The following is a 15,300-nucleotide window of genomic DNA, read 5'->3' as shown; positions in this document are numbered from 1 at the left end:
CGAGCCCTGCGTTCTATAGGGCCATCATGGCAACTTTTTCGACCCCGCAAACCGCCTCGAAGGGTTGAAAAATGAGAAATCCCCTGTCAACCATTAGGGTTGACAGGGGATGTTTAGCCTGGTGAGAGCAGGGTTGATGCGTTTTGCGCACGCTACGCCCGCGAGTCCAAGAACTTCGTGAGCGCGAAGAGCCCGGCGGCAATGAGCACGCCCACAATCACGAGCGCCGCAAGGTGCGCCACCACGCGCACGAGCTGCAAGACGATGCCCACGATAACAAGCAGGACAAGCACGCCCAGGATTACACGCAGCCAGTATTCCGTCATTCGATCCTCTTCCCTTGAATTGTTTCACGCCATTATAGGCGCAGATTTTTTCGCGCTCATTCCGTTAATCCATATTTCCGAAAACCCCACGAGGGAGCGAGCGTTCCTTTTCTGAAAAAGGCACGCTCGCGACACTCTCCCCGACCGATTCGGAGCGCATGTGCAACAAAAGCCCTGGTCGACAAGATTTCAACGCGACAACAGGCTTCCTTTTCGGAAAAGGAAGCCTGGCCCTCGCCCCCACCAATCAGCCCTCGGAACCCTCGCCGGTCAGCCCACGAGCACACACGCCATATGATTGAGTGCATTTTTCCGGAAAAGGACGGGTTTGAGTCTTGCTAAGAGCGATTTCGCCCCCTTCTCAGCGCATAACCCCAGGTCGCATGAAGCAACGATTCGCACATGCTGTCCTTTTCCGGAAAAGGCAAAAGCGCAGGCAAGGGCAGACGCGAGGAGTAAAGGGCCGCAAGGGCGAAACCGCGCACGAAAAAGCGGCTCGGGACAATCCCGAGCCGCTTAACAAGCACATATCGCGTGCTGCACATAGCCGATGCGTGTCGCCTGCGCACGTTGCGCGCCCTCGCGCTACGCTACAGCCAAGTCGCTCGATGCAACCCCTACCAGGAATAACCCTTCGGGCCGCGGCACATCCACTACGCCGCCAGGCACGCACCCTACACGTAGAACAGGATGTCGTTGTACGTAGGAACGGGCCAGTAACCGTGGTCGGTAATGCATTCCAGCGCGTCGACCTCGGCACGCAGGGCCTCCATGGCCGGCACGACCTTCGCAGCATACGCGTTGGCCTGCTCCTGGCTATCTTCGATAGCCTCGGCAGCCGCATGCTCTTCCTTCAGGGCTTTGTACGCAACGTTGACGGCCTTCAGACCATCGAGGAAACGCTGCAGCAGCTCTTCCTGATCGGCCAGGTCGGCAGAGGGCAGAGCTTCCTTCACGGCCGTGATGCCCTTGGCGATCTTCGTGGCGTAGGCGTTGATGGCCGGAATGTAGTTGCGGCGCACCATGCGCTCCATAACGTTCGCCTCAATGTTGAGCGTCTTGGTGTACTTGTCGAGCTTGACCTCGTAGCGGCTGCGAACTTCGCCTTCGCTCAGGATGCCGAACTCGGCGAACAGGTCGATGGACTTCTGGTCGACGAAGCAAGGCAGCGCCTCGGCAGTGTTCTTGTGGTTCGCCAGACCGCGACGCTCGGCCTCGATGGGCCATTCGTCGCCGTAGCCATTGCCGTTGAACACGATGCGCTGGTGGTCGGTGAGCACCTGCTTGATGTACTTCAGGGCGGCAGCCTCGAAGTCGGCGCCTTCCAGACCCTGCATGGCGTCGGCAAACGACTTCAGGCTCTTGGCCATGGCAGTGTTCAGAATCATATTGCAGTCGGACAGGTTCACCTGGCTACCCGGCATACGGAATTCGAACTTGTTGCCGGTAAAGGCAAACGGGCTAGTACGGTTGCGGTCGGTGTTGTCCTTCAGGAAGTTCGGCAGCACGTCGACGCCCAGGTCCATGGCCACGCGCTCGGCCGACTTGTACGGACGGTCGTTGATCAGCGCTTCCACAATGGCGCCGAGTTCATCGCCCAGGAAGATGCTGATGATGGCCGGAGGAGCTTCGTTGGCGCCCAGGCGGTGATCGTTACCAGCGCTGGCCACGCTCATGCGCAGCAGCTCCTGATATTCGTCGACCGATTCGATAACGCAGGTAAGGAACACCAGGAAGCGCAGGTTGTCGGCGGGAGACTCGCCCGGCTCGAGCAGGTTCGTCTTGCCGTAGCTGATGGACCAGTTGTTATGCTTGCCGCTGCCGTTGATGCCCTCGAACGGCTTTTCATGCTGCAGGCATACCAGACCGTGATGGCTGGCGAGCAGCTTCATCTTTTCCATCGTGAGCAGGTTCTCGTCGATGGCGCGATTGGCGTTCGTGAAAATGGGAGCAAGTTCATGCTGGCAAGGAGCAACTTCGTTGTGCTTCGTCTTGGCGGCAACGCCCAGCTTCCACAGCTCGTCGTCGAGCTCCTTCATGTATTCGTTTACCGTGGGACGAATGGCGCCGAAGTAATGCTCTTCAAGTTCCTGGCCCTTGCAGGGGGCAGCGCCGAACAGCGTGCGGCCCGTAAGCATGAGGTCCTGACGACGTGCGTAGTCCTTTTCGGAGATGAGGAAATACTCCTGCTCGCCACCCACAGTAGTGATGATATGATGACCGCCCTCGCCGAAGAACTCGAGAACGCGATTGGCCTGGTCGGAAATGGCCTTCATGGAACGCAGGAGCGGCGTCTTCTTGTCGAGGGCCTCGCCCGTGTAGCTGCAGAATGCCGTGGGAATGCACAGCACTTCGTCCTTGATGAACGCATAGCTGGTGGGATCCCAAGCGGTGTAGCCGCGAGCCTCGAACGTGGCGCGCAGGCCGCCGTTGGGGAAGCTAGAGGCGTCGGGTTCGCCCTGAATGAGTTCCTTGCCGCGGAACTTCGTGATGGCGCGCCCGTCGCCAACGGGCTCCATGAAGCTGTCGTGCTTCTCGCTGGTGATACCCGAAAGAGGCTGGAACCAATGAGTGTAATGCGTAGCGCCGTTTTCGATGGCCCATTCCTTCATGGCATGGGCGACCGCATTCGCCAGCTCGATGTTGAGCGGCTTGCCCTCCTTGATGGTATGCGAAAGCTCCGCATACGTATCGCTAGGCAGGCGATCCTCCATGACGGCGTCGTTGAACACCATCGAACCGTAGATTGCTTCGATATCCGACATCCTGTTGTGCTCCTCACTCATAGGCTTAACACGGTGCCGCCCCTACGGGCAACCAAATGCGCGAGCACTGTAGCCCGCTATAGTCATGGTTTCTGGCTACGATACCACGGAAATAAGTCTTTCCTCACCATGCTTAGGCAAACATACAAGAGCAATGTTTCATACTGGTTGCAAGTTCGTAAAATGCCGTATAACACAGGCCGTTTCATGCAATGACGCAATGCAAGGCACCGCCGGAGGCGAGCCCCCAGCGGCGCCTGCGTCTGCCCTTGAGTAAAAGAGCTTCTCCTTAGGCTAGCCTTCGTAGGCAATGCGTCCATCGGAAATAGTGAACAGCACGCGGGCGTCGCTCATGTGCTTAGGGTCGCACGATACGATGTCCGTGTCGAGGCACACCAAGTCCGCTCGCTTGCCCACTTCGATGGTTCCCACCAAGTCTTCCGCGAAATTCTGGTACGCAACGTTCTTCGTGTAGGCTTCGAGCATTTCGTACTGGGTGAAGGCCTGCTCCGGCCATCGATGCATGTCGGTGTCCTCTTCGCCCGGAAACGGGGAGTTGCGCGTAACGCCCGCCTCCATTTCCTCGAGCGGGTTGAACGACGTCACGGGGCCATCAGACGCGCCGGAAATGCGAATGCCCACATCCGCCATCTTTCGAGTCGGATAAAACGCCATGGCACGCTCCTCGCCCACATAGGCAACCTCCAGCTCAGCAAGCGAGTCGCGATACATCCACACGAACTGAAGCGCCGCAAGGATATCGTTTTTCGCCATACGCTGAATATCGCTTTCGGTAATGGCGCACACATGCGTGATCGTGTGGCGCAGCTTCGGATTCGCCACGTTCTCATACGCGGTAACCGCCTGCTGCACCGCCGCATCCCCAATTGCGTGAATATGCACCTGAATGCCTGCGTCATTAAACAACCGCACATTCGCATTCATGTCGTCGTCGCTCCATTGCGGAACTGCGCACCAGCCGTCGCCCATCTGGGCTGCCTCGGTATAGGGCTCCAGCATCCATGCGGTTCCGCTCTCGGTCACCCCGTCCGCGAAAATCTTAACAGTCTTGCTCGTAAGCATCTCGGAAGCATACTTCTGATTATCGCGAATAAGATCGAGCGTATCCGCAGGGTCGGTACCCACCGCGCAAGTCGGTACGCAGTTAATGCGCAACGTAAGCTCACCCGACTCCTCCAGCTCATGCAAAATGCGCATCGCATCTGGGCCTATGGTATCGATATCCGTAATGGCGGTCAGGCCATAGGCGTTGCATTTGGCAATGAAATCCTTGCAGCCGGCAATGAGCTGCTCCTCGGTGAACTGTTGGGAAATGGGAATGAGAGAAGCGGCGGTGTCGGTAAGGCAGCCATGCGGCGAGCCATCGGCTTCACGATAGATGAAGCCACCCTCGGGATCGGGCGTGTCCTTCGTCACGCCACCCAACTCGAGGGCCTTCGAATTGACCCACACGCTATGATGGGATACGTCATACACAATCATTGGCTTATCGGGGCAAATGGCATCCAAGTCGGCTTTGTCCGGGCCTGGATTCGACCCATCGGGCTGCTGATACACGTTCAACGCAAAATTCGTACCGAAATACGCATCCCTATCAGGGTTCGCTTCGACGTGCTTACGCAGGGCCGTTACGTATCCCTCGTTCGTGGAATATTCCGTCAGCACGCAATTGAACATTTCGTCTAAGGAAGCGGCGGGCATGTGCAGGTGCCCGTCGGCAAAGCCGGGCGAGACGAACCCGCCTTCCAGGTCGAGTACCTTCGTCTCTTCGCCCACATACGCCTCGGCGCCTGCGGTATCGCCCACGTAAACGATGGTATTGCCCGCAACGGCAATCGCCTCCGCCACGTCATTTTCGTCGACCATCGTCCGGACGATTGCATTGGTGATGACCAAGTCGGCTGCGTCCACGTCCTGCGCAGAAGCCTTCTTTTCCGCGCCAGAAGAGCTTGCGCCCTTCGCGCACCCTCCCACGATTGCACCAGACAATGCAAGGCTCGATGCAACGACAAACGAACGGCGGGTACATGATTTCGGCATACGCCACTCCCTTCCTCGAGTTGCGCCCTATGGCGCTCTCCCAGATGGGCGCAGCATGGCACACCGCTACCTAATCCCGCGAGTTTATATCCCCCGCCTGGCAAATAGAATCTGGTTTACACGTCTGTGAACTGCGGAAAAGAACGACCGTTTTGCACACGCATCACGCCCGCCAAAATACGCCGATCAATTCGTCGCGACCGGAAACACCCGTCTTCTTATATATGCGATGCAAATGCGACTTAACCGTTCCCACGGATATGACAAGCTTGCTCGCTATGTTCTGAGCATCGTTCCCATTCAGGACCAGCCTTAGAACCTCCAGCTCGCGAGTAGAGAGACCGTGTTCGTCCACGAACACCAAAAGCTTGCTTTCGAAAGCATCACTCATTGCATGGGAAAGCCGCTCGTCTGCGGGAAGCGCGGGACGATGCGAAAACACACTCATCAAGCGACGAGCATACGCAACGAACCACACTGCGCAGCAGACGATCATTACGTTTTCGCTGACGTTGCGTTCGGTCAGGTGCCACGCCATACCTCCCACGAGCCCAAAGACGCCATCAGCGCCCGTAAGCAGTATGTTACCCACATCCTCGGCGAGCATAAGCGCGGCAAGCGAAACGCATGCCCCAAACACCACACGATGTCCCGCCATATCGGCACGGATTGCCGCATTCGCACGATGGCGATACCACCAAAACGCGTAGACCAGAGCACCAATAACGCCTAGATCGCGAAGTCCCCAATACAGCATCGAGCGCACGCGGTCCGCAAACCCCTCAACAGGCGCAACGAGGCACAGCACCACAAGAACGCCCGCACTCGCGCCAATTGCAACTAGTTGCGACACCCGTACATGGCAACGGGCAAGGACCCAGTACCACACGCACAGCACCAGCAATGCGCTCAAGGGAACCTGCAACAGGGGATGTATGAGCACGCCAACAACGAACTCGTCGCCCACTGGCTTCACACGAATGTACTCATCGAAAAAGATGATTGTCGTATCGAGGGCGTACGCGAAGAAGCCCACTGCCGCGACAAGACAATCACGTCGTCGCGTGAGCATCCAAACCGAAATCGCGGCAACACAAGCGACACCCGTCACGCCCAAGAGCAAAATCGCGTATATGTACCAGGCGATTTCCATGAGGCAACAGTATACTCGTCGCCCATTCGATTCGTGAAATAGCCCCGGTAAGCGGGTTAAGGGAGAAACCATTGCACTGCAAACCATCCAAAGCCCCGTGACAAGCGAACTGCTGAACTCACAATTCAACGTTAACCACCCACAACAACGAAGGTAGCATTCTGAGCAAAAGCGAGGGTCGTTTTTGAAAAAATGTAACGCTCTACACGTAAGCCCCCGCGATTTAACCCCTCGAACGCAGCCATCGAGAGCACCGCACGCCCTCGAGTCAGCATTGCCCCAGGTCGCGTTTTCCCTTTTTCAAACACAACCATCAGCAAACGTGTAAATGACGACATTTCTTACATTTTGCCGGCCAATTCTGCCCATTTTGAAGGCGCATGGGTCTTAGGACGAAAGATTCAGGCTCGAGCGTGCGTTTGGCCCGCAATTCACGCCGCAAAAGGATGGCTAGACCAACGCAGCAGCCCTACCCCACGACATAAAGCCTTCGAAGGCCACCCCAACGGCGCATAGCGAAGCGCAAACCGGCAGAACCGCCTACTGCTTCCGCATAACCGCAAGGGCACAGGGCACGCGCCCCGAAATGAAGATGCACGAGACGCTGGGGTACCCAGCATCCTCGAAGAAACGACGATACGAATCGGAGGTAAAACTGGCGCTTGAAATCTGCGCCCGCCTTCCCCACGGCCTTCGAGAACGCCCCGTCGTCGCCCTTCGCGTTCTTATTTATGTACGTGGGAACGATGATCGCACCGCCCGGCTTGCATACGCGATCGAGCTCGCCGAGGGCGGCAAGCGGGTCGTCGAGCAGATGGATGACATTGCCCGCGATGACCTTGTCGAACGAGTCTTCAGGATACGGCAGCTGAAGGATGTTCGCCGCTTCAATCGTAACGTTGCCAAGGGAAGCGCACTTCTTACGCACCTGCCGCAACATGCCCTCGGAGTAGTCGGTGCACCTAGACGATACCGCTAAAGTTAGGCAAGCTTAACCACACTGAACGTATACCCCAATGCATTCATAACCTTCTGCACCGTAGCAAACGAGGGATTGCCTGGCGAAAAGCAGAACGTAACGATAACAAACCAAATCATGCTGACCGAAGTGCTGTAATATTATCATACAAGTTTTACAGCAGAGGAGTCACCATGCCTGCAATACTGCCCGTATCCTCCCTTCGAAGCTACACGGAAGTGCTCGATGAAGTCGCGCCTGGTGAGCCAGTCTTTCTCACGAAGAATGGCCATGGCAAATACGCCATTCTTAGCATGGAAGACTACGACAAACTCGCAGCCGAAGGACGCCTACTCGCCGAACTAGAAGCCGGCCGCAAATCCGGCGAAGAAAACGGCTGGGCAGGCACCGAAATAACCCGTTCACTCTTCTAGCAATACGCCAACCCCAAACGCAAAGAAGCCCTGGCAAACGCCAGGGCTTCAAGCGGGACAAAACAACGCCCCAACAAAAAATGCCCCAGCACATGCCAGGGCATTCGATTCTGGTGAGTGCGGGAGGCCCGCCGCGAACCCAAGTTGGCTTAGGCCAACGCAGCGGTTCGCACAAGGGCCTCCCGTGCCACCAGAACTAGCGCTTGCTGAACTGCGGGCGCTTACGAGCCTTCTTCAGACCGTACTTCTTACGCTCAACCATACGGCTGTCGCGCGTCAGGAAGCCAGCCTTCTTGAGCTCGGCGCGATATTCGCCAGCTTCGAGCAGGGCGCGGGAAATGCCGTGACGCAGAGCGCCGGCCTGACCAGAAATGCCACCGCCGTTGCACAGGGCGATAACATCGAAGTGCTCAACGGTATCGGTAACCTTGAAAGGAGCGGCCGCGTAATCGACCAGCTGCTGACGACCGAAGTAGACAGCGGCGTCCTTGCCATTCACCGTGATCTTGCCGGTGCCGGGCACCAGGCGAACGCGAGCGACGGCATTCTTCCTACGGCCGGTGCCGTAATACATTGCTTCACCTGCCATTGGTTAATCCTCCAAGCTAATCTGACGGGGCTTCTGAGCCATATGCGGATGTTCGGGACCAGCGTAAACCTTGAGCTTCATGCCCATGGCGCGACCCAGCGTGTTCTTGGGGAGCATACCCTTAACAGCATGCTCGATAACGCGCTCGGGGTGCTTCTGCATGGCCTCGGCGAACGTTTCGCTCTTCAGACCACCCGGATGACCCGTGTGACGGAAGTACTCCTTCTGAGCGGCCTTGGTGCCGGTCAGACGAATCTTGTCGGCGTTCACGATGATCACGAAGTCACCGGTGTCGACATGCGGGGTGTACTGAGGCTTGTTCTTGCCCTTGAGAATGGTGGCAGCCTTGGTGGCAACGCGGCCGAGAACCTGGTCCTCAGCGTCGATCAAGACCCACTCACGCTCAACTTCGTTGGGCTTGGCGTAATACGTCTTCACTCTGTTTCCTCCAATTACGTTCCTTGTGCTCGCAAACGGCTTCTGAAGCTTAGCCGCAAACGAACCCAAGGGGTGTCGTTTTCCAAAAGTGCAGGCACACACGGATGTCGGGATCCTACTCCGAACACGAATTTCCGGCCCTGGACGACCTTCCGTTTCGTTCCGCATTCGCACTGCTGTACGGGGCTTCTGAAAGCGAACTTTTGTAGTGTAGTTCCCTGATGCACGAAGTGCAATACGAGCATACGCCCGTTGAACCATTTTTCCGTATATTGCACACGATTCCGTTCCCCGCTTGTGCTCCACCTCTAAATGGAACCCACATATTGGGGCGTTCGCGCAACATCAAATCGCACGAAACGCGCACCAGGATATCAACCCGCCCCTATAGCGCGCGTTGCGCGTGCGCGTCTCCACGCCCTCACCGCATTCATAGGGTATAGTTCGAATACCTTTTCGCAATCACGAGAACACGAGGACGCATGCCTCAGCAGATAATCTACCTGGACCACGCCGCCGCCACGCCAATGGACCCGCGCGTGCGCGCCGCCATGGCCCCCTTCGAGACCGAGCTGTTCTTCAACCCGAGCAGCCCCTATGCGCCAGCTGTTTCCGTGCGCAGCGCATACGAGCAAGCTCGCGCCGACCTGGCACACGCCATCGGCGGCAAACCCGCCGACATCATCATCACGGCGGGCGCCACCGAATCCATCAACCTGGCATTCACCTGCCTGGACAACCCCGATGGAACCCCCAGCGACGCCCACGTCATCACCACCGCCATCGAACACGCAAGCGTTCTTGCCAGCGCAAAGGCTCACGACCACACCCTAGTTGGCGTAACGCCCACGGGTCGCGTGCTTCCCGCGGAAATCGAAGCCGCCATCAAGCCTACAACGCGCCTGATCAGCGTGGGTCTCGCCAACAACGAGCTGGGCACCATCCAGCCTATTCGCACCATCGCCGAAATCGTGCGCGCCGAACGTCTGCGCCGCCTGCAAGCCGGCGACGACACTCCCCTGTTCCTGCACTGCGACGCAAGCCAGGGAGCAGGGCAAACGAACATAAACATCAGCAGCCTGGGCGTCGACATGCTCACCTGCAACGCCGGCAAGATCTACGGCCCCAAGCAGGTGGGCCTGCTGTGGGCGCAGCCCGACGTGATCCTGCACGCCCTCGTGCACGGCGGCGGCCAGGAACGCAACCTGCGTTCGGGTACCGAAAACGTTGCCGGCGCCGTCGGGTTCGCCCGCGCGCTCACGCTGGCCGTAGAGGACCGCAAGTTCGAGGCCGAACGCCTACAAGTGCTGCGCGACGGGCTGCAGCGCTACCTCACGCGCGAGTTTCCGCAGGCCGTGGTGTCGGGCCACAAGAAGCACCGCCTTCCCGGGCACCTGCATATCTCGTTCCCCGGCATCGACGCCGAGCGCATCGTGTTCCTGCTGGAAGAGAAGAACGTGCTCGTAGGCACGGGCGCGGCGTGTGCGGCGAACAAGGACACGCGCAGCCACGTGCTCGAAGCCATCGGCATGGACCCGCAGCTGGCCGATGGCAGCCTGCGCCTTACACTGGGGCATCTGTCCACGCGCGAGAACACCGTCGTGGCAGCCCAGCTTATTTCCGCGGCCATCCACAGCGAATACGAGAGGATGGCCCGATGAGCAAGCCAAGCGTACTCGTGGGCATGAGCGGCGGCGTTGATTCCAGCGTTTCCGCAGCCCTGCTTCTGGAAGCCGGATTCAACGTCACCGGCGCTTACATGAAGAACTGGACGCTCGACGTACCGGGCGCTCGTTGCCCTTGGGCCGACGACCTGGCTTTCGCGAAGCGCACGGCCGTGCGGCTGGGCATCGACTTTCGCGTCTACGACTTCCAGGAAGCGTACAAGCGCGACGTGGTGGACTACATGGTGGCGGAATACGCCGCAGGTCGTACGCCCAACCCTGATGTCATGTGCAACCAGGATGTGAAATTCGGGCTCTTCCTGCAGGCAGCCGAAGAGGAGAACTTCGACTTCATCGCCACGGGACACTACGCGCGCACCGAATGGAACACCCTCGAAGGCTCACATACGCTCGCCTTGCCGCAGCCCGACCGCCACTTGCTGCGCGCCGCCGATGCGCACAAGGACCAGACGTACTTCCTCTACCGCATGACGCAGCACGCCATCGATCGCACGATCTTCCCCTTGGGCAACTTCACGAAGCCCCAGGTGCGCGAACTGGCAGCCGAAAGGGACCTGCCCAGCGCGAACAAGCCCGACAGCCAGGGCATCTGCTTTGTGGGCGAAGCAAGCATCCGTCATTTCCTGCGCATGTACGTGGAAACGAAGCCCGGCGACATCATCCATGCCGAAACGGGAAAGAAGCTGGGCGCGCACGAAGGAGCTATCTATTACACGTTGGGCCAGCGCAAGGGCCTGAACCTTTCCGGAGGACCCTGGTACGTCGTGGGCAAGGACATGGATGCGAACGTAGTGCTGGTAAGCGAAAGCAAGGAATCGCTGGAACGCGGCGAGCGCGAGGTCGCCCTCGACCGCACGTCTTGGGTGGCCAGCAGCGCCCCCGCACCCGGCCGCTATCTTGCACGCACCCGTCATACCGGCCAGCTGGCCTGGGGCAATCTGCAAGCGCACGACAGCGAGGCCACCTTCACGTTCGAGGAAGAGCACGAACGCGTGGCTGCTGGCCAATCCGTGGTGCTCTACGATGACGACATCTGCCTAGGCGGAGGAATCGCCCGCTAACCGCCAACCACCCCCATACAACACAAAGCGGGACGACCGAAACGGCCGCCCCACACACCAAACGTCGCCCGCGTGGGAGGGTAATAACGCGGGCGACAAGGGAAGATCGCAGAGGAGGCGGGGCGTCGTCGCGCTAAGCGCGTAAGGGAAACGACGCCCCAACCGAAGGATTCCGTACTACTTGTCGGCCAGAGCGCGACCCACCACGTAGCCCTGCGTGTGCGCACGACCCAGGGAAAGACCAGGCACCGTCATGGGATAGTCGGGGCTGCCGAAGAAGTTGCCGGCGCAGTTGCCGATGGCGTACAGGCCCTCGATGACATTGCCATCCTTGTCGAGCACCTGCATCTCGCCATTCACGTTCACACCATGGATGACCGTGGAAACGCCCACGTGACGATGGATGCCGTAGAACGGAGGCGTAGCAATCGGCGCAAGCCACTTGGCGGCCTTGCCCATGTCCTCGTCGACGCCCTTGGCGGCCAGCTCGTTGTAGCGCTCGACCGTCTTCACGAAGGTCTTCACATCGGTCAGGCCCAGCTTGTTGCCCAGCTCTTCGATGGTGTCGGCCTTGTACGTGTTGATGAGGTTCTCGTACACGCCCTTCTTCTCGCCGCTCTCTTCGGGCATGTAAGCCTTCATGCCCTCGGGATCGACCAGCTTGCCCGGCCACTCAGCGCAGGCGGTCATGTAGTCGCTGTCGAACACCTGGGTGTACCAGCCGGCGTCTTCCTCGCTGGTGAGGAAGTTGCCCATAACGGCCATGCTCGAGCGCTGCTCGTTGCAGAAACGGGTGCCGTCGTTCTTCACGCACAGGAACGGCATGTCGGCCATGGAGCCCGGGCCGGCATCGAAGTCGTGGATGACCTTGGAGCCGTTCACGGATTCCATGCGGGCACCCGCCCACACCATCATCTTCTGGCCGTCACCGGTCTTGTTCTGCTCCTTGCGGTACAGATTGGCCATATCGGGATTGTAATAGGCCATCATGTCGTCGTCGTTCTCGTAGTCACCGGTGGCAACTACAACGCCCTTGGAAGCGTTGAACTTCACGTACTTGCCGTCCGCCTTGGCGATGACACCCGTGACCTTGCCGTTTTCCACGACCAGCTGCTGAGCCGGGGTCTCGTAGAAGATTTCCATGCCCTGGTCTTCGGCGTACTTGGCCACGTCGCGCATGCCGTTACCGGTGTTGTAGGGCTTGGGGCCGAAGTCGAACGCGAAGTAGTTCACGTTGTAGCCATCGATGGTCTTGATGGCGCTCGTCCACTTAGCGGTGGTGTCCACCGTCTGAGCGCCGGCCTTCTGGGCAATGTCCCACAGCCACTTCAGGGCCTCGTAGGAGTTATTGGCCCACAGCTCGGCCTGCTCGCGACGCGTACGATGGCAGCAGTCCTGCGTGGTCAGCGAAATGCATGCCTGCACGCCCGCCGGATCGCTGTTCGCGATGTCGATGGAGTCGCAGGTGTTGCCCTGGCTGATAGCGGTCTTCTCCTTCTGCAGCAGAGCGACCTTGGCGCCCTTTTCGAAGGCGGAAAGCGCGCAGGGCACGCCTGCGGCGCCAGCGCCGATGACCACGATCTCGTAATCCTTGGTTTCCGCAATGTCGGTGATGGGATCGGGAGAAGCGAAGAAGCTCGGCAGACCATCGGCCGTAGCGCTGGTGCTGGCGGCCTTTTCGCTCGCGCCCTTGGGCGAAGAGCATGCCGCAAGCGCGCTTGCGCCCGCCATGGAAGCCGCGGCCACGCCGCCGAACTTGAACAGATCGCGCCTCGAAATGTTACTCATAGTTTCCCTCCTGTGGATTGCCCCTACCCGGGGCCCCTCTCGCCGGCGGCCCTTCCGCCGGCCGTTCCCCCAAGCGGTTCCCGCCCGCTTTTGGGAGTCGGCGGAAGCGCTGGCTGCAGGCTGGCGTCCCGCCGACTCCTGCACCATAGGCCTTCACATATCCTCCATGCATCGACCAAGCACCCTTTTTGCGGGGTTATTTCTCTAACCCCCTCATATAACCCCCTACCGACCTGCGGAAACAGAGTAAGTGCGTAGGGCATTCACCTTTGCTAAAATGCTGGGTGGGAGGAAGGATGCGCCGCGACAAGCGCATCGAAAAGGAATGTCTGAAGAATGCGTTGCCGTAACCGGCACCGATGAACCGAGTGGAAAACGCACCTGGCGCGATAGATTGCCCGCCATACCCCTCACATTTCTGGGGCTTGGCATTTACCGTGCGTGGATCGAAATCGTCTTCGTGGGGTCTTTCGTGCACTACCCCGCCGCCACGTTCACGCTACGCGATACGTTCGATTTCACCACAAGCGGCATGCTTCTCATATGTATGTTGCTGGCGAAGCGCATCGGGCCACTGTACCGCCGCAAGCCCATATTCGTAGCCAGCGCGGTTATGCTCACCCTTTCCACCTGCGGCATGTTCGCATCCATATGGGCGCCCGAATACGCGTCACTTCTGGGCCTGCCCTGCGCGCTGCTGGGTGGCGCAGGCATCGGTTTCACCATCCTGCTCTGGAGTGAACTCTACGGCTGCCTGAACCCATTGCGCGTGGCCATGTACTATTCCGCCTCCATCATCGTGGGCGCCCTGACCATCTACATCTTCGAGGGCTTCAAGCTGCCCTGGCTGTTCACGCTCACAATGCTTCTACCCCTGACCTCATTGACGCTCGTGCGCCGCTCGTTTGGGCAGCTGCCGAAGGCCGAACTTCCCAGCACCACCTGGGTGCGCTTCAGCGTACCCTGGAAAGCCGTGCTCATGATGGCGCTCTACGCGTTCGCTTATGGCACGCTGGAACAGCCCCTGTACTCCAGTTTCTTCGGGCCGCACTCCGCGCCCGGTACCGTTATCGTGGCGTGCGTGGTATTCGGCGGCGTACTCATGCTGGGCGACAAGTTCGACTTCAACATCATCTACCGCATGGCCCTGCCCCTTATGATCGTGGCGCTTCTGATCATTCCTTCTCTGGGCTTTTCGGGTGCGGCGGTTTCCAATCTATGCATTTCAGGCGGCTACACTGCCATGTCCATCCTCATCATGCTCATCTGCAGCAATATTTGCTACCGCTACGGCGTTTCAGCCGTATGGCTCTTCGGCATCGAACGCGGCGTGCGCATCCTGCTCATGTGCCTAGGACGCACGCTCAGCTGGGCAGCAGGCACCTTCGCGCTGGGTGCCATCGACGGCACCTACGTGGTGGGTGCCATTGGCATCTGCGCTGTGCTAGGCGGCACCCTCGTGTTCCTTTCAGAACGCGACCTTTCCAGCCGCTGGGGCGCCACGTTCCTCGACCAGACGGCAGCCACCCGCGAAATCGTGCAGAAGCAGGAAGTGGCCGACCGCTGCCATTCGCTCGCCTCGGAATACGGCCTCACCACGCGCGAGTCGGAAGTGCTCCTGCTGCTGGCACAGCACAAGACCGTGGGCATCATCGAGCGCGAGCTGTTCATCGCAAACGGCACCGCCAAGGCGCACATCAGGCACATCTACCAGAAGCTCGACATCCATTCGCGCGAAGAGCTCTTCGAAAAGCTCGCCATCGACGGCCTCCAGCCCCTCGACTAGCACATTCGCCCAACCGGAATAGGCGCATTCCGCCCGCAGGGCGGAACAGCGGGACACACCCACAGCCCAGGCTGCGAAGCTCTCGCCACCGGCGAGAGCGAGCGGGACGGGACGCGCGACCCGGGAAGACGAGTTTTCGGCCCTGCCGAAAACGAGCGGGACAGACACCCCAACCCGGGTGGGCGCATTCCGCCCGCAGGGCGGAACAGCGGGACGGAACCCCAACCCGGATAGGCGAGCTTTCGCAACGCGAAAG

General features: G+C 59.3%; 11 protein-coding genes and 1 pseudogene. 4 read left to right on the top strand and 8 right to left on the bottom strand.

Translation table 11 applies throughout. The features are described from left to right. Positions 1–152: 152 nt before the first annotated feature. From E7002_RS08585 to E7002_RS08565, 5 genes and pseudogenes are all read right to left on the bottom strand, one after another. A complete protein-coding gene (locus tag E7002_RS08585; protein ID WP_156501513.1) occupies positions 153–326 on the bottom strand; it encodes a hypothetical protein in 174 nt (57 codons plus the stop codon). 674 nt (positions 327–1,000) lie between these two features. After that, the gene (locus E7002_RS08580) at positions 1,001–3,091 is read right to left on the bottom strand and encodes a glutamine synthetase III (protein ID WP_303728482.1); all 2,091 of its coding nucleotides are present in this window, start codon (positions 3,089–3,091) and stop codon (positions 1,001–1,003) included. A gap of 294 nt (positions 3,092–3,385) precedes the next feature. Next, positions 3,386–5,152, bottom strand: a complete 1,767-nt coding sequence (locus E7002_RS08575; RefSeq protein ID WP_303728481.1) for an amidohydrolase — start codon at positions 5,150–5,152, stop codon at positions 3,386–3,388. 163 nt (positions 5,153–5,315) lie between these two features. Further along, positions 5,316–6,305, bottom strand: a complete 990-nt coding sequence (locus E7002_RS08570; protein WP_303728480.1) for a helix-turn-helix transcriptional regulator — start codon at positions 6,303–6,305, stop codon at positions 5,316–5,318. Between the two features lie 469 nt (positions 6,306–6,774). Then, positions 6,775–7,257: pseudogene (locus E7002_RS08565) on the bottom strand (class I SAM-dependent methyltransferase); the annotation flags it as partial. A gap of 200 nt (positions 7,258–7,457) precedes the next feature. Between E7002_RS08565 and E7002_RS08560 the strand changes: the two are divergent. Continuing rightward, a complete protein-coding gene (locus tag E7002_RS08560; protein ID WP_303728479.1) occupies positions 7,458–7,697 on the top strand; it encodes a type II toxin-antitoxin system prevent-host-death family antitoxin in 240 nt (79 codons plus the stop codon). A 196-nt stretch (positions 7,698–7,893) separates the two neighbouring features. Here E7002_RS08560 and rpsI read toward each other — a convergent pair whose 3' ends face one another. Together rpsI and rplM are read right to left on the bottom strand one after the other, a co-directional pair. Beyond that, positions 7,894–8,286 (bottom strand): 30S ribosomal protein S9, encoded by a 393-nt coding sequence (gene rpsI / locus E7002_RS08555; RefSeq protein WP_303728478.1) that lies wholly within the window; start codon positions 8,284–8,286, stop codon positions 7,894–7,896. Positions 8,287–8,289: 3 nt separating this feature from the next. After that, positions 8,290–8,724: a 50S ribosomal protein L13 gene (rplM, locus tag E7002_RS08550; protein ID WP_066664045.1), complete on the bottom strand. Its 435-nt coding sequence runs from the start codon at positions 8,722–8,724 to the stop codon at positions 8,290–8,292. Between the two features lie 482 nt (positions 8,725–9,206). Here rplM and E7002_RS08545 point away from each other — a divergent pair, with 482 nt between their 5' ends. Then, positions 9,207–10,385, top strand: coding sequence for a cysteine desulfurase family protein (locus E7002_RS08545; protein WP_303728477.1), 1,179 nt, complete (start codon positions 9,207–9,209; stop codon positions 10,383–10,385). Beyond that, positions 10,382–11,470, top strand: a complete 1,089-nt coding sequence (gene mnmA, locus E7002_RS08540; protein ID WP_303728476.1) for a tRNA 2-thiouridine(34) synthase MnmA — start codon at positions 10,382–10,384, stop codon at positions 11,468–11,470. Before E7002_RS08545 ends, mnmA begins: the two co-directional genes overlap by 4 nt. A 177-nt stretch (positions 11,471–11,647) precedes the next feature. Here mnmA and E7002_RS08535 read toward each other — a convergent pair whose 3' ends face one another. Then, positions 11,648–13,258, bottom strand: coding sequence for an FAD-binding protein (locus E7002_RS08535; RefSeq protein ID WP_303728475.1), 1,611 nt, complete (start codon positions 13,256–13,258; stop codon positions 11,648–11,650). Between the two features lie 325 nt (positions 13,259–13,583). Between E7002_RS08535 and E7002_RS08530 the strand changes: the two genes are divergently transcribed. After that, complete coding sequence (locus tag E7002_RS08530; RefSeq protein ID WP_303728474.1) at positions 13,584–15,044, top strand: LuxR C-terminal-related transcriptional regulator; 1,461 nt, start codon at positions 13,584–13,586, stop codon at positions 15,042–15,044. The last annotated feature ends 256 nt before the right edge of the window (positions 15,045–15,300 follow it).

The organism is Denitrobacterium detoxificans, from assembly GCF_015062615.1.
GTDB lineage: Bacteria > Actinomycetota > Coriobacteriia > Coriobacteriales > Eggerthellaceae > Denitrobacterium > Denitrobacterium detoxificans_A.
The sequence above is the reverse complement of the archived record's forward strand: the minus strand, read 5'-3'. Positions and strand labels throughout refer to the sequence as shown.